Source organism: Paenactinomyces guangxiensis (assembly GCF_016055185.1).
Taxonomy (GTDB): Bacteria; Bacillota; Bacilli; order Thermoactinomycetales; family Thermoactinomycetaceae; genus Paenactinomyces; species Paenactinomyces guangxiensis.
Genome location: NZ_JAECVR010000012.1, coordinates 34215 through 54773, shown reverse-complemented (window position 1 = coordinate 54773; position 20559 = coordinate 34215). Strand labels below are relative to the sequence as shown.

Below are 20559 nucleotides of genomic sequence, written 5' to 3'. Positions count from 1 at the left end.
ACAACTTGTTCGTGACCGTTGTGTTGATACACACCCATCGATATTTGCAGCATGCAGCCGGGATTGCCCATGGCGATCCAGTCAACACCTCTGGGAACATCATTCATTTTCCGTTCCAGCAGGCGCCCGGCCATATCAGGGTAAACTAAATTGTATACTCCTGCACTGCCGCAACAGCGGTCTGCACCGGGCATCTCCACTAACGTTAGCCCAGGGATACTTTTCAATAATTCACGGGGCTGAATTTGAACTTTTTGACCATGGACCAGATGACAGGCATCATGGTAACTTACCTTGCCTTCCAGTCTCCCCTTGGGTACTTCCCAGCCAATCTCCGACAGAAATGCCGTGACATCTTGCACCCGGCTGACAAACTCGGCCGCTTTTTCCCGGTAATCCGGATCATTTTTCAAGAGTTCGTCGTATTCTTTCATCGCAGAGCCACACCCGGCTGCATTCACAATAATCCGGTCCGCTCCTGCATTCATAAAGGCATCGATATTACACCGCGCTAATTTTTTTGCTGTTTCACGATCACCTGCATGGACTTGGAGAGCACCGCAGCAGCGTTGATCCTTTGGTACCACCACTTCGCATCCATTACGGGCCAACACGCGAACGGTCGCTTCGTTGATTTCAGGGTAGATTACATCCATCACACAGCCGGTCAATACGGCAACACGATAGTGTTTCGTGCTCTGGGATTGCGTTACCCCGGGGATCCTTTTAAGAGAGGGATACATTGGGATCTCGGGCAAAACTGCCTCCATGCTGCGCAAGTGAATGGGCATCCATTTAAGTACCCCTGTTTTTTTCAGGAGCAAACGCAGGCCTGACCGTTGATAAATGCGGATCAACTTTCCAAGGGCATGCAGACGTTTGGGGTAGGGAAACAGATGACGCAAAAAGAGATGACTAACCATCCCTTTCCAGCCTTTTGACGGCATCGCCTGGTATAGCTGACCACGCGCTTCCTCAATCAGGGATCCAACCTGCACACCGGACGGACAAGCTGTTTCACATGCCCGGCAATCCAGGCATTGGAATACCGGATCATACAATCCTTGACCCAGTTCAATACGCCCTTCACCTGCTGCTTGGATCAGATGGACCCGGCCTCGCGGTGAATGGTGCTCCAGCCCCTCTTCCTGGTAAGTGGGACAGGCATCCAAACACATCCCGCAATGAATGCACATTGACCACTTGTCCTGATCAGGCGGATCCGGAAACGGATAACCTTTGGACGGGTTTGTTTTAAAGGAGCCAGCCATGTTATATCCCTCCTACAAATCGTCCGGGATTTAGCAGATCACCAGGGTCCAGACGCTCCTTCAACTGACGCATCAAATTCAGTCCTCCCGGGGGCCGTCCCCAGACAGAGATGCGCTCTTTAAATGATAAAGGGGCATGTTCAACCACCAAGTGGCCAGACCGTTCCTCAACCCAGGACCTTATTCGGCTCGCGGAATCACACACCGCCTGTAGCCGCTCTGCCGGGGCATACATGATCACGCGGATGATTCCCGTCCCGATCCCCCCGTGCACAATCGCCTCAATCCCTTGTTGCTCCGCCAATCGGCCAGCCACTTGGATGCTCTCTGCAACCTGCTCGGGAAGAATCACTCCTTTCAAAGAAACTTCAATACGGGAGTCATCCATATCTAAAACATTCGGGGTCAATCTGCGTAGTCGCTCCCAAACTTGTGCTGCCCGGTCCTTCTCCAGGGCGGTGCAAATGGAGAGCCCCTCTTCCTTTGCCCATTTGGCAACCAAACTTTGCTCTGCACTTACCGCTTTTGCCTCATCCTCAAACCCGATCACCAACCCGCAGCCCGAATCGCTACTTCCAAGAAGAGCCTTCATGGCGAAGGTGTTAACCATCTCCAGCGCAGTCGGTTCCAGTGAGGAATTAAATACGCGATAACAAAAGCCTCGAATAACATCCGTGTTGGGGGCTTCTAGTATCAAAGCTGCCTCAGCAGGAGGAACAGGGCGTAATTTAAATGTGCACTCAGTAATGATCCCCAGCGTTCCCATCGACCCGACAAATAATTTATTCATGTCATATCCCGCCACATTTTTGACCACTTTTCCACCGGTACGGATCGTTCGTCCATCTGCCAGGACCATTCTCATCCCGATTACCCAGTCACGCGGAAGCCCGTATTTCAGCCGTTTAGGCCCCGTAAATCCTGTTGCCACAATACCTCCCACAGTGGCATGTTCAGGCCAACCGGGATCCAATGGAAGCATTTGTCTTTTTTCTTTCAGGTGTTTTTGCAAAGATGCCAGTTCGGTGCCGGGTTGAACAGTCACCGTCAGGTCACCGGCGGAATGTTCGACAATCCCGTTCATACGTATGAGCGATATAATAATCGACCGTCGGAAAACCGGATTTCCATATGTAGCCCATGCTCCTTTTCCCTGGGGAATGACTGCTACACCTTCTGTGGAAGCCCAGCGCATAACGGTGCGAATTTGGTCTTCCGTCTCAACATAGACGGTTGCTTCAGCCTGCAACTCATAATCCGATTTTTTGCAGCGAGATAATTCCACCCTGCCGGGGCCCAACTGTTCAATTAGTCTGCCTATTCCGCTCTTCGTCAAATCGGTTTCGCTCACAGGCATACTCCTCTCCCCATTTATCAGTGGCTGGCTGAAATTTTAGGATCAGAGACACTTAGTCATAAGCCGGAATGTAAAAGTCAATTTTTAGTCTGATTTTCCGTAAAGGTGGATAAAAGACTGTTTTTGTTTCTCCAAATGTTGCGCCATTTCTTTTTCCGCTGTTCCGTTTTTTAGTCCGTCAATAATCTGTTGATGTTCAGCAATAACTTCCTCTCTTCTCGATTCACGATGTAAAACACGCATACCGATTCGGCAAATAATGTCAGAAGTTTGTTCAAAAACAGCGATCAATTTTTGATTATTGGTTAACTTAAACAGCACATGATGAAAATCTTTATCTAATAACATGAATTCGTAATCACCTTGCTGTAAATGATTTGTGTTCATTGATTTGGTGATCACTTCTAGTTGATTCAAGCTTTCTTGACTCATATTTGATTGAATTTTCTTGACTACGGAAGTTTCCAGCATTAATCGCAGTTCAAAGATATCATGAATATCCTTAATGGTAATCGGGTTGATAAAAGTTCCTTTATAAGGAATACTGGTAACCCATCCTTTAGCTTCAAGGCTTTGAACGGCCTCACGAAACGGCGTTCTACTAATATGAAATTGTTCAAGGGCACGCCGTTCTGTAATCATTTCACCGTCGTGTAAAATGCCCCGAATAATCGCCTCCTTTAAAATGCTAAAAGCCTGGTCCTTGAGTGTTTTTGTGTTTGGTAGCAAAAGATCCACCGTTAACCTCCTTTCTTGCAAATATTTTATACAAGTGTGATAAATCATATATAATATATTATACATAATATTACGTTATTTTAAAGAAACAACTGAGACTTTTACCTTGATTCTGTATAGATCGCTCCTTTTAGAATCAAACTATTTTATATGATTACAAAAGGAGGCGTATCTATGAACCGTATTGCGGTTGAACCAAACCTTTCACCCATCCGGGAATTCTTATCTCAGCAAGGGTACCAAGTTGAACCTTTGGATGCTTCCAACATACAAAATGCGCAAAACAATTACTCTGCCATTGTCATTTCAGGAATGGATGTGAATCTGATGGGAATGCAGGATATTGTTCAAAATTGCCCTGTCATTAATGCCCATGGTCTGACTCCGGAGCAGGTTCATGAACGTTTGCAACAACTGCCTCAATAAATAGGACATCAATCTCTACAAATGTGAAACCGTAAAACAAAAACCCATCACCTGAATCCTTAACAGGCGATGGGTTTTTGATATGAAAGAATCAGCTTTGTTTCACAAACCGTTCAATCCGGTCCAGAGCTTTTTCCAATTGTTCCATCGAGGTGGCATAGGAAATGCGGATGTGATCATTGGAACCAAATCCTGAACCGGGGACAACGGCAACAAGTTCTTTTTCCAGCAACGCTTCAGCCCATTCATCAGGAGTTTTATATTTCCCATTTAAGGCTCCGCGAATGTTAACAAATGCGTAGAAGGCACCCGGCGGGATTTGGCAATGAAATCCCGGGATAGCATTCACGCGCTTGATCACATAATCGCGGCGCTTCTTAAACGCTTCTTTCATTTTCCCTACAGGTTCCTGTGTTCCTGTGAGAGCTGCAATTGCAGCATATTGGGCAACCGATGTCGGGTTGGAGGTACTATGGCTGGATAAGTCTGTCATGGCTTTGATGATTTCCGCCGGCCCGGCCGCAAATCCAATGCGCCAGCCCGTCATAGAGTAGGTTTTGGAAACTCCGTTAATAACCACGGTTCTCTTATAAAACTCGGGTCCCAAACTGGCGATGCTGACATGCTCCTCACCGCCATAGATCAGATGCTCATAAATTTCATCAGAGATGATCAGAAGATCTTTTTGAATACAGATCTCTCCCAGGGCACGTAATTCCTCCCTATTGTACAACATTCCGGTCGGATTGGAAGGGCTGTTGATCAAGATCGCTTTGGTCCGTTCAGTAATGGCATCTTTTAACTGGGCAGGCGTGATTTTAAACTGCTGTTCCTCTTTCCCGTCAATAACCACAGGCACACCGCCGGCTAATTTTACTTGTTCAATATAACTGACCCAATAAGGTGCGGGGATAATCACTTCATCCCCTTCATCGAGCAAAACCTGGAACAGATTATATAAACCGTGTTTGGCACCAACGGTAACAATAATCTGGCCGGGTTGATAACTCAGTCCGTTGTCACGTTCCAACTTTTGGATAATCGCTTGTTTTAACTCGGGAATCCCGCCGGAAGCCGTATACTTCGTATGACCTTCATCCATCGCTTCCCTTGCCGCATGCAAAATATGTTCAGGCGTATTAAAGTCTGGTTCTCCGGCACCTAACCCGATCACATCCTGACCTTTTTGCCTTAATGCTTTCGCTTTAGCTGTAATCGCCAGGGTTGGTGATGGAGATAACTGCTGCACTCGTTTCGATAACTTCAATATTCGCCCCTCCCCCATCGGATATGGATATTTTCTCTCATCTTAACACTGTCATCAAGATTCGACCAGAGATTTTGTTTCCCTGGCAATCATTAATTCCTCGTTGGTGGGGATAACTAAGACTTCAATTTTGGATTTCGCTGTGCTGATTCGCCGCTCCTCTTTACTTCGTTCAGCATTGATCTCCTCATCCAGTTCAACCCCAAAGAACGTCAGTCCCTCGCAAACCCGCTGGCGAATGAGGGATGCATTTTCTCCGACACCGGCAGTAAAAATGATTACGTCCGCTCCGTTCATGGCAGCGATATACGAGCCAATCATTTTTCTCAATTTATACACATACATATCAACCGCCAGCTTAGCTGCTGGATTGCCGTCAAACATCGCTTCGGTCACTTCACGCATATCCCCGGAGAGCCCGGAAACTCCTAATAAACCGCTATGTTTATTCATCATGGACTTTACTTCACCCAGGGTTAACTCTTCTTTGGCGATGACAAAGGGGACGATGGCCGGGTCGATATCCCCGCAGCGGGTTCCCATCATTAAACCTTCCAACGGTGTCATTCCCATACTGGTATCGATGGACTTTCCATTTTGGACAGCGGCAATACTAGCTCCGTTTCCAATATGACAGGAAACCATTTTTAGTGTTTCCAACGGCTTTTGCAAAAACTCTGCCGCCCGGATCGTCACATATTTATGAGAGGTACCGTGAAATCCATAGCGGCGGATTTTATGCTTATGGTACAAAACACGGGGCAGCGGATACATATAAGCGTGTTCCGGCATGGTCTGGTGGAAAGCTGTATCAAACACAGCTACATGTGCGGCATGAGGAAGCTGGTGTTGCGCTGCGTCGATACCGAGTAAATTCGGCGGGTTATGTAGAGGGGCCAGGTCAATCGTCTTGCGGATTGCCTGACGCACCTCGCTGGTGATGATTGCAGAGCTGGAAAAATACTCCCCGCCGTGAACCACACGATGTCCCACTGCTTCAACCTCTTCCGCGCTCCGGATGACACCGTCTTCTTTGCTCATCAATAAAGAGAGCACACGATTCAGACCAGCACGGTGATCTAAAATCTCACCTGTTACCACTTTTTCATCTTTGCCCGGTATCTCGTGTTTAATAATCGCACTTTCCGTTCCAATCTTCTCAACCAGTCCTGAAGCCAAAACGGACTCATCAGCCATTTCAAATAATTGATATTTAATTGAAGAGCTCCCGCAATTAATCACTAAAATTTTCATGAGCGACCCACCTCGTTGTCAATCCTGTCTCCGTCTTCATCATAACGGAAAAATCCTTCCCCTGTTTTGACACCTAAATGACCGGCTCGTACCATTTTCTTTAACAGCGATGCAGGTCTGAATTTCGTATCGCCAAACTCCCGGAACAGGCGTTCAGATGCCGCCAGGACTGAATCCAGCCCAAAGCGGTCTGCCATCTCCAATGGCCCTGCATGGAATTGATAACCAATTTTCATCGCCCGGTCAATGTCTTCGGCACTGGCGACACCTTCCATCAGCGTGTAGAGAGCTTCATTGATCAAAAGGATTATAAGCCGGGTCGTTACAAAACCCGGTGATTCATAAACTTCGACACCTTCCAGCTCAAGTTCAGAAAGCAGGCTGATCACGGTATCAACTGTCTGCTGGGAAGTTTTTAACCCTCGGACAACTTCTACCAAAGGAATTCGGGGTACCGGATGGACAAAGTGGAGACCAATGACTTTATCCGGCCGTCGGGTAGTTGCCGCTATTTCCGTTAAACTGAGGGTAGAGGTGTTGCTCGCCAATACCACTTCCTGACGGCACAGTTGGTCGCATAAATCAAAAATCTGCTTTTTTGCTTCAAGATCTTCATAGACTGATTCGATCACAAAATCTGCATCTCGAAGAACCTCTCTGTCAATGGTCGCGTGAAGGCGGGACAGAGTCGACTTTTTTTCGGCAGCCGTAATTCCCCACTTGGACAGCTTTTTATCTAAGCTCATTTCAATATGATGATATGCTTGCTGGGCGAGTTCATTTGTTTGTTCGAGTAAGGTGGTTTCTAACCCTTTGGAAGAGAGCAGTTCTGCAATTCCCTGCCCCATGGTTCCCCCACCTATGACTACGATATGTTGAATATTTGCCACTGGTTGGTACTCCTTTCGCTCAATTAACCCTGTCTATTTTAGCAGTTTCATGAGCATATTGCTTTAACAAATTTCGGAACTCATCGCCGGACAATACTTCTTCTTTTAAAAGAATGTGCAAGCAGTTCTGGAATAAAGTGTGGAATTGACGTATATGCTGAAAGGTCCGTTCAAAACATTGCCGGATAATTTTGGTTGTTTCCTCATGCATTTTTTCTTTGCTGATCAGTTCCGGGTCAATAATTCCCAATTGAGACAAACCTGCTTCAATGAGTATTCGTGCATATCTGTTGGCCTGCTCATAATCGTTGCGGGCCCCGGTGCTTTTGTTTCTGTATATATACTGTTCAGCAGCAGCACCAGCCAAACAGACCTTGATCTGATCTTCCAAATTTTGTCTTGTGTAAAGATAGCGATCCTGTTCAGGATGATGGCGGACATACCCCAATGCTTGTCCCCGGGGAGCCAGAGACACTTGCGATACCGATCCGGGCCTAACCAATTCCGAGATAATCGCATGACCCAGTTCATGGATCGCCACTCGCTCTTTCTCCTCCTGAGTGGCCTCACGGTCAGTTTTCTCGCCCATCATTATTTTATCGATGGCAAGGGAGAGATGTTTTTGCTGAATCTGTTCCTGTTTTTCCCGCATTGCATAAATTGCGGCTTCATTGGTTAAGCTTTCTAATTGAGCACCGGAAAAACCAAAGGTCTCACTGGCAACCTGTTCCAAATCAACATCGGGACACAAAGGCTTATTGCGTGTGTGCAAATTTAGAATTTGCAGACGTGCTTTTTTGTCAGGGAGATCCACCGTGATATGCCTGTCAAATCGTCCCGGCCGGAGCAAAGCAGCATCCAGCATATCTTTGCGATTGGTAGCAGCTATAACCAGGATGCGAATATCCTGGTTACTTATAATCCCGTCCATTTCCGTCAACAGTTGATTCAGCGTTTGGTCATACTCCCGATGTTGCGATCCTTCCCTTTTTCCGCCGATGACATCAATCTCATCAATAAAAATAATTGCGCTAGTCTTGCGTTTTTTCCTGGCAAGAGTCCGTGCATCCCGGAACAGATCCCGGATGCGTTGAGCACCTACCCCCACATACATTTCCACAAATTCACTGCCGGAAGAACTCACAAACACAGAATTTGTATAGTGGGCAGCAGCCTTGGCCATCAGAGTTTTCCCTGTCCCCGGCGGACCAGATAACAAAATTCCTTTAATAGGCCGAATTCCGTACGTAACTATCTGATCATGAAAGATTAAGAAGTCCAGTGCCTCCATTAATTCCTTTTTTGCCCGCTCTTGCCCCCCGATATCATCAAAGGCGACGGTAGGGATTGAGTCTTTGCGGCTGTTTCTTTTTTTATTGGCACCAAAACCCCGCTGATTTACACCGGTTCCGGACACGAAGACGAGAGCAGCTATAATTCCGGCAAAAATCAAAAGAGGCAATGGATTAACCCCCAGGTAAATCAAAAAAACAACAATCCCCAAACCTGTTCCAATCGCAATCGCTTTAACCATTAGTCTTCACCCCTCCTTCGATTTTATGCAAAGGGAGTACCTGGTACATAAAACGATCTTTCTTATACAGTTCAATATAAATAAAATCATCATCCATTTTAGTTTTGTATCCAATTTGTCTATCCTTAGCCACTTTAGCGACTGTTTGGGGTATTTTTGTATACTGTTTTCCCGCGATTCCTTCCTCTACTCCAAATACCATCTCGTTCCAGGCGTTTTTCAGTTCCGGACCCGGATCATCCATCACCTGCAATTCAAGGTTTCGGTTACCGCTGATCTGCTTTAATTTTTTCCTGAGCGGATCGTAATCAGAAACAAGCTTAAACTCCGGGTCTGCCTTTAAAACAATTTTTACTTCTGCTGGTTGAACCTTCATCTGTTTCAGAGTCACATGAGGGGAAGACTTAATCACAGATTCTAATGGTTTTTTGACAAACCACCATTGGTATCCGAAAAAACTTCCAAACAAAACAAACAGCGTGACAAACAGACTGATTACTGTAACATTTGCTTGAGCTTTCACTGATGTCACGCCTCCTTTCTTACCTGTATAATAAAAAATACATAAAAAGTATATCATAATATATATACGTTAATTGAAAGGAAAGATTGGAAATCACATAGCAGGCAACACGACTGATACTATTGCATAAAAAAAGCCATGTTCGGCTACATGGCTTCCATTTGGAAAGGTTTAAATAATTACGCAAAGGTCAGCTTGATGAAGCAAAATCATACGTAATTTCCTGATATTGCAGAGAATCTGGAGAGTTAATTTTCACACGCAATCTCAGTAACTCTTTCGAGGCGGGTATATAGGAAAGCAGGTAAATCACTTTGACTTTATTGGAAATACCCGAGAATGCATTAAGTTCATGCGGTGACGAAATACGACCCTTCAATCGCTGAGCCAGTTTTTCTTCATTTATCTTCACTTCCGCAAGTACGGCTTTTTTGCCATGAACCCTAATCGCAGAAAGCTCGCGAATATTTTGAGCCATATCTCTGATCAAAATCAAATGATCTCTTGGTGACACAAGACCCGCCTGAGTTAATGATAACGTCTCTTTTTGATTGGAATAATAAATAAACACTTGTCTATTCTTTTTCTCCAGGCGAATTTGATTCGTATGCCTGTTCTGTAATGACCAGTCTTCATAAAATTGTCTGCCCTCCAATTCACTGACTTTACCATCTTTTTTAACCCGTACCTTAAAGGGATAACTGCTCTGATCGAGCTTTTGGGAAAACACCAACCGGACTTCCCGGTTCAATTGTTTTTCTTTCATGGCAAGTACATTTTCTTTAGCCGATTGCAAATGGGTCTCCGACGACGATTGAAGTGAACAGGAAGTCAGAAAAAGGAAACAAATAAGACCTGCAAAAAGACGCATACACTTCCCCTCCTTTCGTGTTTTGCATTCATCTTACGAACTATTTGATTTTTTTAGCACTAAAACAAAGAAAAAAGCCCATATAAATGGGCATAGGTGTAAAATGTGTAACTCATATCGGTTTGTCGTTAGGTGATAATAAAAATACGCAACAAGGGAGGTGAGTTGAATGTCGTTTTCCCCTTCTCCCGGTTGGATTTATGATTTGTTGCAGGCTCATTTGACGCAAGAAGAACTGAAACAAGTGGAATCATTTATCTATGCAGAGTCCTGGGCGTCCCCCTCAGCCCGGCAGCGCGACTGGTTTAATCAGGAAGAAGAACTTCCGCTTCGCTTCCGCTTGGAGATAGATATGAAAGTATAACCTGACTTTAGTATAACTTTGAATCTCCTGCCTATACCTTCCGCCTTTATTTACCACCTGCCAGTTAATTGGCGGGTTTTTTTATTTGGCAATTGCTTGAAAAGCCTGAATGGCTTCATAACGAATTTTCTCTTCATCTAATGTAAGACATTCGCGGTTACGCATGATGGGTTTTCCATCAATGTAAACATCGATGACATCACTGCGGGAAGCGGAATAAACAATGTGTGATATGACATCATGAAGGGGCTGCATATGGGGACCCGTCAGATCAATGGTAATGAAGTCCGCTTTTTTCCCTGTTTCCAGTGTACCGATTTGCCCCTCTAAAAAAAGTGATTCCGCTCCATAGATGGTTCCCATCCGCAACGCTGTTTGGGCCGGGACTGCTTCAGGGTCTTCATTAACTCCTTTATGAATCAGCGCAGCCAGATGTATTTCCTCCAACAAATCAAGATTGTTGTTGCTTGCTGCTCCATCTGTTGCCAGGGAGGGGCGGATCCCTTTTTGAATCATTTTGGGGATCGGAGCGACTCCGCTTCCCAACTTGAGATTACTGCCCGGGTTGTGAGCGATTTTAACATCATATTCAAACAGGATATCTATCTCTTCATCAGTTAAATGAACAGCATGAGCCACTAAAGAAGGGAGGTCAAAAAATCCGAGTCTGCGTAAATGTTCTACCGGACGCACTCCGTAATCATCCACGTTTTGTTGCACCTCGGCGGCCGTTTCTGACATATGCGTATGAAGAGGCAGATTCAGCTCCGCCGCTTTTTCCACAAACTGACGGATATATTCCGGTGAGCAGGTATAGGGGGCGTGCGGGGACAACATCGTTGTGATCCGTCCGTTGGCCTGCCCATGCCACTCTGTTGCAAACTGTACGGCTTCTTTGAACTTATGCTCTCTTAATTCATCACTTCCGAACCCGATCACCCCGCGGCAAAGACAGGCGCGAATCCCTGCTTCGGTGACGACTTCCCCTACGGTATCCATATGATCATACATATCAAGAAAACAAGTGGTTCCCGATTTTATCATTTCCAGTACAGATAAAGAGGTCCCGGCATGTACCTGCCGCTGTGTAAAACGTGCTTCTAACGGCCACATTTCTTCTTCTAACCATTTTTTTAATGGCAAGTCATCTGCATAGCCGCGTAGCAAAGACATCGCCGCATGACAATGAGTATTGATAAAACCGGGCAGGATTGCTTTACCGTTAAAGTCAATCACTTCATCATAAGTCTCCAGCTGTTCTGCTGGCGGAACAGGCCCCATATATGTAATCCGATCTCCTTCTATGCCCATAGCACCCTGAAAAACAGGGGAGTCCTCCTCTGACATAGGGAGCAAAAGTGCATTGGTGAAGATTCGTTTCAAAAACATTTCCTCCTCTTCATTTATGTTTTGACTAACATAACGTAAATAGAACCAAAAGACAAGGGAATTAAAGCTTGTGTCTTTCAATAAATTTCAAAATGGGTTCCAGGACATACCGCGGCCCACGGTAAACAGGCTGAAATAAATCTCCCAATTGCTCGAGTCGTTGAAAAACGGTTGCAAGGGTCCACTGTTTTGGAGAGAGCGCAGGAGTTAACTCCTCCCATTTCAAAGGCGTGGATACGGTCGCTTCGGGTTTGCCGCGAGGTGAATAGGGGGCAATGAGCGTTTTGTTTTTCCAATGCTGCAGATAGTCAAAATAAACTTTATCCCCACGATGTTGCACCCGCCGTTCAATCGTGATTAAGTCAGGATACTGTTCAGCCAGATAATAAGCAATAAACCGGTTCACCTTGCGTGTATCTTCATAACAATACTCTGGCTCAATCGGAACATAAACCTGTAATCCGCTGGCTCCCGAGGTCTTAACCACTCCGTCCAGATCCATCTGGTGCAAAATTTCCCGCGTATAGAGAGCGACTTCAACAACCCGTGAAAAGTCATCCGTACTGGGGTCCAGATCAAAAACGACTTCACTTGGCCGATTCGGATTGTTTGCCACGTTAAAGGAAACATGGAATTCCAGACAAGCCAAGTTAGCCAGCCATATTAACGTAGGAGTATTGTTTAACAAGATATATTCAATATCCCCTTCGGTTTTCGTCATCACCCATTCGGGACGATGAGCAGGAGCATTTTTTTGAAAAAATGATTCATTATTCACCCCATCAGGGTAGCGTATGGTTGTCAGATGCCGATCCTTACAGTAAGGAAGAAGAAACGGAGCCAGGCGGGTACAGGACAGCACATAGTCCCATTTGGATATATTTGCCTGGGGAAACAGAAGTTTATCCGGATTGGAGATTTTGATCTCAACTCCATCAATTTGAACCAAACGGTATTGACTCATATTTTCTCCTTGTGTTTTAGCCCAATTCAACCAGGACATATGACCAAACAGACTGCTATGACATAAAGTAACGTATGAAAGAGATTACGCTTAAGAGGGTTCATGATGTCCCATGATTACAAACAACCGGAATATGAACAAATACAACCGGTTGTGAGACCGAACCATTTTACCATGATCCAAACCTTTATCCTGTTGAATTCAACCAGGCTTCGTTGAACTCACCGGAAGTAAGACAATGGGCTCCGTTTTTCCCGGTGTTCCCCATTGTACCCTTCTTCCGACCCTTTCCGTTTTTCGGGTTTTTTCGATTTGGTCCGTTTGTACCGTGGTAATCATAGCGGAAAAAGGAGGTTTTTATCTTGTATCCAAATAACCCTTCTTATGGTTACGAAACAGATATTTCAATCATGACTGAAGTTAATCAGCCGGAAATCCAGCAACAGTTCTATCCGCCCTACTATCCACCAGTATACCCGCCCTACTATCCGCCATACTTTTACCCACCATTTCCCATTTTCCCCATTATTCCTTCCCCCCCACCGCGCAGGCGCCGCAGACGTTATTAAAGTGCTCATTCACACCAAAAGACATCTCTTGCCATTAGAGATGTCTTTGTTCATGTTTTTTGGGGAGTTGTGTTTGAAATGAATCAGTCCGGGTGATACTTTTTTTAAAAAATGAAAGGACTCTATTTTCATGAAACATGTAACTGCTCTATTGATAAAATTTGTCATGAGCACTGCCATTCTTTATCTTATCTTGGGATTCAGATTTGCAGTGCCTTTTACGGCAGTAGCCCTAACCGGTTTGGCTGTAACACTGATTGGATATTTAGGTGATATTCTCCTTATGCCGCGGATTGGAAATACACTTGCGACACTTGGTGACCTTGTACTCAGCTTTATTGTTATATGGTCCATGGTCACTCTGTATCATACGGACGATTTGATCTTTCCTGCCTTTCAAGCCTCGGCCCTCTCAGCAGCAGGTATAGCTATTGGCGAATGGTTCTTTCATAAGTATCTCTTCCGTGTTTTCAATGATGGGGCAAGAGAATCTTAAGTAATACAATCAATCCCATTGCAACCTGTAAGTGCTTTATCATTGGAACTTCTTTTTTTAGTTGGTTTTTTGGGAAAGAATATAGGGAAAAAGGGCTGGCAACGATGCAATTGAAACCGGTTATTCCTTTCGAGCCAATTAATACGGATCCATTACCTGATGGCCCACAATGGGTGGCCCAAGTCAAATGGGACGGTGTTCGGGTATTGACCTATTATGACGGAGACGAAGTGAGATTATTTAATCGTAAGTTAAACGAGCGAACTGTTCATTACCCCGAACTGGTAAAAGTTTCAGAGTATTGCTCAGCAAGATCTGTAATATTAGACGGTGAGATTATTGCATTAAAAGATGGAAAACCCTCTTTTTATAAGGTAATGAAGAGAGACGGAATAACGAAACTAAGCAATGTGATAACCGTAATGAAAAATATCCCGATTACCTACATGATATTCGACGTTCTATACTTTAATGATCAATGGGTGATCTCTCATTCACTTGCTGAGAGACAAAAAATCCTCTCTGAAATAATTAAACCAAAGGATTATGTGCAGTTAGTGGAAAATTTTGATGATGCAAAGGCTTTGTATGAAGTAATCAAGGCACAAGAAATGGAAGGCCTTGTAGTAAAAGACCTTTCAAGCAGCTATTTAATTAATGGGAAAGATCAACGCTGGAGAAAGAAAAAATTTTATAAAGACTTGATTGCCGTGGTCGGAGGCGTCACCCTAAGAGATACGATTGTGAATTCTCTCCTTCTTGGACTCTTTGATCATGATGGCCGACTCTGGTATATTGGTCACGCCGGAACAGGACGCTTAACCCAAAAGGATTGGTATGAACTAACCAAAAGCATAAAGCCCCTGATTGAATCGACCATGCCATTTGTAAACAAACCACCAAGGTCAAAACAAACGATATGGTTAAAACCTGAAATCACGGTGAAAGTGAACTTTACCGAATGGATCGATGGTCATACTTTAAGGCAACCCAGTATTCAAGCTTTTGTTGATATTCCCCCGCAGGAATGCCTTTTGCCTTAGGTACGTTTGGAATACCTTTCGCCAAAAGGTTACCAACTCTTAACCCTCCCCTGACAAATCAAGAAGCTTTTTTAATAAGGGCTCAGCAAACTCTCGGCCACGCAAATTTTCCATCCATTTTTCCGGAATAGCAGTAAGCCCGTCCCTGACACCGGCCAAACCGCCCGCGATTGCTGCATTTGTATCCGTGTCGTTCCCCAGTGCGACAGCTGCTTTGATTACCTCTTCATAAGAACCCTGAGAAATGGTGAGCCTTACGCTCCTTAAACTATCCACGACATATCCGCTTCCCTCACTGTGTGGTTCTTCATCCGGCCGGATCTCCCATTCAAGCTCCTGCAAATACGTTGAATGGCCCGAATATATATCACGCAGAGTCGATACTGCATCAAGGTAGGCATCCTCTGCTTGCATACCGGACAGAACCCGTCTGACCCAAATACAATAGAGTGCACAACAAACTTGATTACAAGGATGACCATGCGTGACCGTCGATTGCAAATGAGCATCCTCTATCAAGTCTGCATCCGTCCCCTGATGCCACAATGCCAGAGGGAGGACCCGCATCAGTGAACCGTTTCCCTTCCCGTTTGGGCGTACAAAGCCTGCTTTGGTTGAGGGTGTTCCGGCCCGGAAAGCACGAATCGCCTCCGAGGTCTGATTACCTACATCAAATACATAACCATCTACTGCCCATTTGCCTTTTTCATACCATTCCAGCAGACGATTCGCAAAATCATCCGGATTCATATCACCGCAGGTAAGCAATGAATCCAACAAACATAGAGCTTGAGCCCCATCATCTGACCAGGTACCGGGCGGAACACTTGCATGTGCCCGATGAAACCCGGCAGGAGGGGTAAAATCGATATCAGACTGCGGCGGGATTTCATTAGCCGGATGAAATTCATAGGGAACTCCAAGGGCATCTCCAACAAGAAGGCCCCAGAAACCTCCTTGTATGCGGTCGGATTTAGTAAGTTTCATTTGATATTCTCCTTTTTTGAAGGGTCCGAATATATAGATCTCCTTCATCATATCGGGTAGTCCCATAAGGTAACAACCCCTTTAGAGACAAATCTCTGCTTCGATCTTTGTCACAGAATATGAAGGAAATCAAGCCCCCCATGGCGGGGAGCTTGCCTGTTATCTTATAAGTCACCAAAATCAAGTGAACTTGCTTTTGTATAGTTGGTTACTTTCTGTTCAAAAAAATCGGTTTTGGTTGCATTGAGATTTGAAAAACTTTCAACCCATCTCATCGGGTGGCTTGTAATCTCAGGGTACAAGATGTCAAAGCCAAGCCTTCCCAGCCGCTCATTAGCCAGAAACTTGATATACTTCTCAATGATCTCATTGTTTAATCCCTGGATGCTATTGTTGGTGATGTATTGCCCCCAACGCACCTCGTGATCGACAGCTGTCCTGGTCATGTCGCGCAGTTCTTCAATAAATTCATGAGTAAAGAGGTCCTGATTTTCCTTGCGTAACTCTTTGATCATATTTTGAAACAGGACAACATGGGTGAGCTCGTCACGTTGGATGTACTTGATAATCGTTGCGGTTGCCGTCATCTTGCCGAGTCGTGCCAGTGCATAGAAGAAAGAAAAACCACTGTAGAAATAGAGAGACTCCAGCAGAAAATTGGCCATACAAGTACGTACAAAGTTTTTATCATTTTGATCATCGACAAACTTCTGGTAAAGATCGGCGATGAAGCGGTTACGGCGCATCAAGTGTTCGTCATTCCGCCACTCATCGTATATGTTCTCCCTTGTTTCCGGAGAACAGACACTGTCGAGGATATAGCTGTACGATTGAGCGTGGATCTCTTCCTGGAAAGCTTGAATATTAAGAAGTGACGAAACCTCCGGAGCGGTGACATATTCGTTAATATTGGGCAAGTTCTCCCCCTGGATCGAATCCAGGAAATTCAAGAAGGAAATCGTCTTATCAAACGCCCGCCGTTCATCCGGGGTTAATTCATTAAATTGTTTCGCATCACTGGCAAGCGGAATCTCCTCAGGGATCCAGAAGTTGTTCAGCATGGTGCGATACAGCTTATGGGCCCAGTCGTACTTGATGCGGTTCCACTCACGCAGGTTGGTGGTGTTCCCGTTGATGAGGCGTTGTGTGCCCCTCTGCCCTTTTTCATTAAAGATTTTCTTTCTCTGCAACTTTTCCATCAGAATCCCCTTTCTAATCCATGTATCCGGTTAGGAAGAACAGCTGACACACTCTTCCACTTCGACTGATTGGTTACGTACATAGTAAATCGTTTTTAAACCATGTTCCCATGCCTGAATATACAAATCTAGAAACTCTCGCGCACTGGTATCCGGAGTAATATATAGATTGAGAGACTGTGATTGGTCAATGTGATGTTGGCGTTTTCCAGCCGCCCGAATGCTCCATAACTGGTCAATGTGATGAGCTTCTTTATAATACCAGGTGGTTTCCCGGGTAAGATTCGGCGCGGTTTGCGGTATTACTGCCCCGCGTTTTTCCTCGACGAAATACTTGGCGTACACAGGATCAATCCCTGCGGTGGAGCCAGCAATAAGCGAAGTTGAACCGGTTGGTGCAACTGCAAACACCCAGGCATTTCTCATCCCGTATCTGGCCACCTCTTTCCGCAATTTTTGCCAACGTTCGCTGGTATAGCCTCTGCGCTCAAAATAGGCACCTGTTTGCCATTCGCTCCCTTCAAAAACCGGATAGCTTCCTTTTTCTTTGGCAATCTCCATCGAAGAACGAATCGCCTGGTAAGCAATCTCTTCAAATAAGCGATCCGCCTCTTCTACGTGCTCATCAGATTCCCAGGTGATTTTGCGCTGAGCCAGATATTGATGGTAACCGCTGGTTCCCAGCCCCACTGCACGGTATTTCTTGTTTGTTTTTTCTGCCTGTTTAACCGGATAGATATTAAGGTCAATCACGTTATCCAGCATACGCATCTGAACCGAGACCACCCGTTTGATATCCTCATCCCCCTTTACCCGGCCCAGGTTAATGGAGGACAGATTGCAAACGACAAAATCCCCTGGCTTTTGTCTTGTAACAATCACTCCATCTTCCATTTCCTCGCTGATCAATTCGGTTGGAGACATATTTTGGCAAATTTCGGTACAGAGATTGGAGGAATAGATCATTCCCTGATGCTTGTTCGGATTGGCCCGATTTACTGTATCACGGAAGAAAATAAACGGCGTTCCTGTTTCAAATGCGCTTACCATGATCCGCTTCATAATATCGATTGCCGGCAGTTCCACTTTTCTTAGTTCGGGGTGTTCCACACATGCTTGATACCGGCGCTCAAATTCTTCGCCCCATGAATCTTCCAGGGAGAATCCCATCACCTCACGAACTTCGTGCGGATCAAAAAGATACCAGCTATCGCGCTCTTTCACTTTTCTCATAAATAAGTCCGGGATACAGACACCTGGAAAAATGTCGTGCGCTTTAAGGCGGTCATCCCCATTGTTCGTTTTCAAGTTGAGGAAATCCAAAATATCCGCATGCCACACATCCAGATATATCGCAAATGCTCCCCGGCGTACTCCCAGCTGGTCAACAGCCACTGCGGTGTTGTTATAGTTGCGGACCCAGGGAATCACTCCCCCGGACGCTCCTTTATGTCCTCGAATCTTTGAGCCTTTGGAGCGAACCTTCCCCAGATAAATACCTACTCCGCCACCATGTTTGGAAACCTGGGCCGTTGAGGTGTTGGTATTGTAGATGGACCACAATGAATCATCTACCGTGTCAATAAAGCAAGACGATAGTTGGTGCAGCGGCTTACCGGCATTTGACAGCGTCGGCGTAGCAACAGTCAACTCCAGCTTAGATAAAACATCGTAAAATTGCTTTGCCCAGCCCACTTTATCCTTTTCTTTCTGCGCCATATGCATCGCAATCACCATGAAACGCTCTTGCGGAAGTTCCATCACCCTTCCCTCATAATCGCGTACAATATAGCGATCAGCAAGGACTTTAAGTCCGATGTAATTAAAGAGATTATCTCTTTCAGGTACAATATAGGATTCCAATTCAACAATTTCAGTTTGATCATAGGTTTCTAAAAGGTACTCTCCGTACAAGCCTTGTTTTGTCAACGTATGTAGCAGGGCATACAGACTCCCGTACTTCCGGGAAACATCATAATTGCGGTTTTGCGCCGCCTGCAGATAAAGGCTGTGTGCAAGTAATCGGGAAGCTACAAACTGCCAGTCGGGTTCCTCGACACTTGTTTTTTCAACTGCAACCTGGATAATGGTTTCCAGAATCTCTTTCTCTTTCATGTTTTCACGTAATTGCCAGGCAGCTTCAGCAATCAGCTGCTCTTTGTCCAGATGGCTATAGGCAGCACATGCTTCATCGAGCAGATCCGTAAAGGGTGCCAGTGTTCTACAATCAGTGGTATCCAGCATCTGTCATCACGTCCGATCTATATATAGTTGCTCTTGTAGTATAAACAATACAAGATATTGTGCAAAATACAAAAAAAGCAGGATAATTGACCTATCGAGAGCAAAGTTGGAATTAGCCGCTTTTTTGTTTCCCTCTTCTCTACCAATCTACTCTTTTTGAGTTTGACTAGACGAAAGATATATTTGCTGATGAAGAAAGCGTGGAATTTATAAATAAGAACGAATGGTTTATGTTAATCGGGTATAGAATAAATCATGTCTGGATTGTTTTTAATAAAAAATGCCCCGGCATTGGAAATATGAATGAAAGCGTGGTGAATCCTGGTCGGATCTATAAAACCATGGTTTATATAGATTTTTAATCAGGGAATAAATTGATGATTAAGGTACTAACCTTTAATATTCACCATGGGAGAGGAACAGACAGACAAAAAAATATAGATCGAACCCTGCAAGTCTTAAAAGAAAGTGATGCAGATCTGATCGGACTTAATGAAGTAGATAAACATTTTTCAAAAAGAAGCTATCATGAGGATCAAATATCGTGGTTGGCGCATCATTTGCAAATGTATCACGCCTTTGGACCGACCCTTACCTTAAAATCAAGAAGATACAACCGGATAAGACAGTTTGGGAATGCCTTTTTATCCCGCTATCCAATCGTTTCCCAAACAAACCATCGGCTTCATTTTTATGGCGGAAAAATCGGGGGCAGGGGACTACTGGAAATGAGCGTACACGTTCATCACCAGCCTGTGCAAGTATATGTAACCCATCTTAGTCTGAATCCGTTTCTGCATCATAAACAAACGAATTTTATTATCGGTCAATTGATGAACCATCATCAACCCGTGATCCTTTTGGGAGACTGGAATATGAAGCCGCACTCCAGAGGCTGGAAAAAGCTGACCCAATATCTTACTGATGCAAGTACAGTGTCAGAGCGGAAACGCAGCTATACCTTTCCCTCATTCCATCCTAAAACCCAGTTGGATTATATTTTCACCAGCCATCATTTTCAAGTTGCTTCGACAAAAGTTATTAAAAAAATTCCCGCCGCATCTGATCATTTGCCATTAATGGCCACCCTGGTACTCAATTGGAACTGATGATATATCTTTCATAATATCCTTGTTTTCGAGACATACTGGAATTATGAAATAAAATAAAGGG

Annotated in this window: 19 protein-coding genes and 1 pseudogene; 6 read left to right on the top strand and 14 right to left on the bottom strand. The window is 44.9% G+C overall.

What is annotated here, in order from left to right; all coding sequences use genetic code 11:
- Positions 1 to 53 precede the first annotated feature (53 nt).
- The 3 genes and pseudogenes from I8U27_RS20655 to I8U27_RS12130 form a co-directional block, all read right to left on the bottom strand.
- Positions 54 to 1271: pseudogene (locus I8U27_RS20655) on the bottom strand ((Fe-S)-binding protein); the annotation flags it as partial.
- Between the two features lies 1 nt (position 1272).
- On the bottom strand, positions 1273 to 2622 hold the full coding sequence (locus tag I8U27_RS12135) for an FAD-binding oxidoreductase (RefSeq protein WP_181752378.1): 1350 nt from the start codon (positions 2620 to 2622) through the stop codon (positions 1273 to 1275).
- Positions 2623 to 2712: 90 nt separating this feature from the next.
- On the bottom strand, positions 2713 to 3366 hold the full coding sequence (locus I8U27_RS12130) for a GntR family transcriptional regulator (protein WP_181752379.1): 654 nt from the start codon (positions 3364 to 3366) through the stop codon (positions 2713 to 2715).
- Between the two features lie 174 nt (positions 3367 to 3540).
- Here I8U27_RS12130 and I8U27_RS12125 point away from each other — a divergent pair, with 174 nt between their 5' ends.
- Positions 3541 to 3792: a YkuS family protein gene (locus tag I8U27_RS12125; RefSeq protein ID WP_181752380.1), complete on the top strand. Its 252-nt coding sequence runs from the start codon at positions 3541 to 3543 to the stop codon at positions 3790 to 3792.
- Between the two features lie 91 nt (positions 3793 to 3883).
- On the opposite strand, the gene I8U27_RS12120 is transcribed toward I8U27_RS12125, so the two are convergent.
- The 6 genes from I8U27_RS12120 to I8U27_RS12095 form a co-directional block, all read right to left on the bottom strand.
- Positions 3884 to 5059, bottom strand: a complete 1176-nt coding sequence (locus I8U27_RS12120; RefSeq protein WP_181752381.1) for a pyridoxal phosphate-dependent aminotransferase — start codon at positions 5057 to 5059, stop codon at positions 3884 to 3886.
- Positions 5060 to 5113: 54 nt separating this feature from the next.
- Complete coding sequence (locus I8U27_RS12115; protein WP_181752382.1) at positions 5114 to 6313, bottom strand: acetate/propionate family kinase; 1200 nt, start codon at positions 6311 to 6313, stop codon at positions 5114 to 5116.
- Positions 6310 to 7203 carry a 3-hydroxyacyl-CoA dehydrogenase family protein gene (locus tag I8U27_RS12110; protein WP_309506147.1) on the bottom strand — a complete coding sequence of 298 codons (894 nt, stop codon included), beginning with the start codon at positions 7201 to 7203 and terminating at the stop codon, positions 6310 to 6312. The genes I8U27_RS12115 and I8U27_RS12110 overlap by 4 nt, the downstream gene beginning before the upstream one ends.
- 19 nt (positions 7204 to 7222) lie before the next feature.
- Entirely contained in the window at positions 7223 to 8737 is a 1515-nt protein-coding gene (locus I8U27_RS12105; protein ID WP_181752383.1) for an AAA family ATPase, read from the bottom strand.
- On the bottom strand, positions 8730 to 9260 hold the full coding sequence (locus tag I8U27_RS12100; RefSeq protein ID WP_181752384.1) for a hypothetical protein: 531 nt from the start codon (positions 9258 to 9260) through the stop codon (positions 8730 to 8732). The genes I8U27_RS12105 and I8U27_RS12100 overlap by 8 nt, the downstream gene beginning before the upstream one ends.
- A 190-nt stretch (positions 9261 to 9450) precedes the next feature.
- A complete protein-coding gene (locus tag I8U27_RS12095; RefSeq protein WP_181752385.1) occupies positions 9451 to 10131 on the bottom strand; it encodes a hypothetical protein in 681 nt (226 codons plus the stop codon).
- A gap of 169 nt (positions 10132 to 10300) precedes the next feature.
- Here I8U27_RS12095 and I8U27_RS12090 point away from each other — a divergent pair, with 169 nt between their 5' ends.
- Complete coding sequence (locus I8U27_RS12090) at positions 10301 to 10495, top strand: hypothetical protein (protein ID WP_181752386.1); 195 nt, start codon at positions 10301 to 10303, stop codon at positions 10493 to 10495.
- Positions 10496 to 10576: 81 nt separating this feature from the next.
- On the opposite strand, the gene I8U27_RS12085 is transcribed toward I8U27_RS12090, so the two are convergent.
- Together I8U27_RS12085 and ligD are read right to left on the bottom strand one after the other, a co-directional pair.
- On the bottom strand, positions 10577 to 11884 hold the full coding sequence (locus tag I8U27_RS12085; RefSeq protein WP_181752387.1) for an amidohydrolase family protein: 1308 nt from the start codon (positions 11882 to 11884) through the stop codon (positions 10577 to 10579).
- A gap of 61 nt (positions 11885 to 11945) precedes the next feature.
- On the bottom strand, positions 11946 to 12848 hold the full coding sequence (gene ligD, locus I8U27_RS12080; protein WP_181752388.1) for a non-homologous end-joining DNA ligase: 903 nt from the start codon (positions 12846 to 12848) through the stop codon (positions 11946 to 11948).
- 362 nt (positions 12849 to 13210) lie between these two features.
- Here ligD and I8U27_RS12075 point away from each other — a divergent pair, with 362 nt between their 5' ends.
- The 3 genes from I8U27_RS12075 (at position 13211) to I8U27_RS12065 (ending at position 14956) form a co-directional block, all read left to right on the top strand.
- On the top strand, positions 13211 to 13417 hold the full coding sequence (locus I8U27_RS12075; protein ID WP_181752389.1) for a hypothetical protein: 207 nt from the start codon (positions 13211 to 13213) through the stop codon (positions 13415 to 13417).
- 130 nt (positions 13418 to 13547) lie between these two features.
- Positions 13548 to 13913: a DUF2512 family protein gene (locus I8U27_RS12070; protein WP_181752390.1), complete on the top strand. Its 366-nt coding sequence runs from the start codon at positions 13548 to 13550 to the stop codon at positions 13911 to 13913.
- Between the two features lie 104 nt (positions 13914 to 14017).
- The gene (locus I8U27_RS12065; protein WP_181752391.1) at positions 14018 to 14956 is read left to right on the top strand and encodes an ATP-dependent DNA ligase; all 939 of its coding nucleotides are present in this window, start codon (positions 14018 to 14020) and stop codon (positions 14954 to 14956) included.
- A gap of 39 nt (positions 14957 to 14995) precedes the next feature.
- On the opposite strand, the gene I8U27_RS12060 is transcribed toward I8U27_RS12065, so the two are convergent.
- The 3 genes from I8U27_RS12060 to I8U27_RS12050 all read right to left on the bottom strand — a co-directional run bounded on the left by I8U27_RS12060 (position 14996) and on the right by I8U27_RS12050 (position 19386).
- The gene (locus tag I8U27_RS12060; protein ID WP_181752392.1) at positions 14996 to 15943 is read right to left on the bottom strand and encodes an ADP-ribosylglycohydrolase family protein; all 948 of its coding nucleotides are present in this window, start codon (positions 15941 to 15943) and stop codon (positions 14996 to 14998) included.
- A gap of 164 nt (positions 15944 to 16107) precedes the next feature.
- Positions 16108 to 17142: a ribonucleotide-diphosphate reductase subunit beta gene (locus I8U27_RS12055; protein ID WP_198065874.1), complete on the bottom strand. Its 1035-nt coding sequence runs from the start codon at positions 17140 to 17142 to the stop codon at positions 16108 to 16110.
- Between the two features lie 30 nt (positions 17143 to 17172).
- Positions 17173 to 19386, bottom strand: coding sequence for a ribonucleoside-diphosphate reductase subunit alpha (locus I8U27_RS12050; protein WP_181752393.1), 2214 nt, complete (start codon positions 19384 to 19386; stop codon positions 17173 to 17175).
- A 377-nt stretch (positions 19387 to 19763) separates the two neighbouring features.
- Here I8U27_RS12050 and I8U27_RS12045 point away from each other — a divergent pair, with 377 nt between their 5' ends.
- A complete protein-coding gene (locus tag I8U27_RS12045; RefSeq protein ID WP_232345446.1) occupies positions 19764 to 20495 on the top strand; it encodes an endonuclease/exonuclease/phosphatase family protein in 732 nt (243 codons plus the stop codon).
- Positions 20496 to 20559 lie beyond the last annotated feature (64 nt).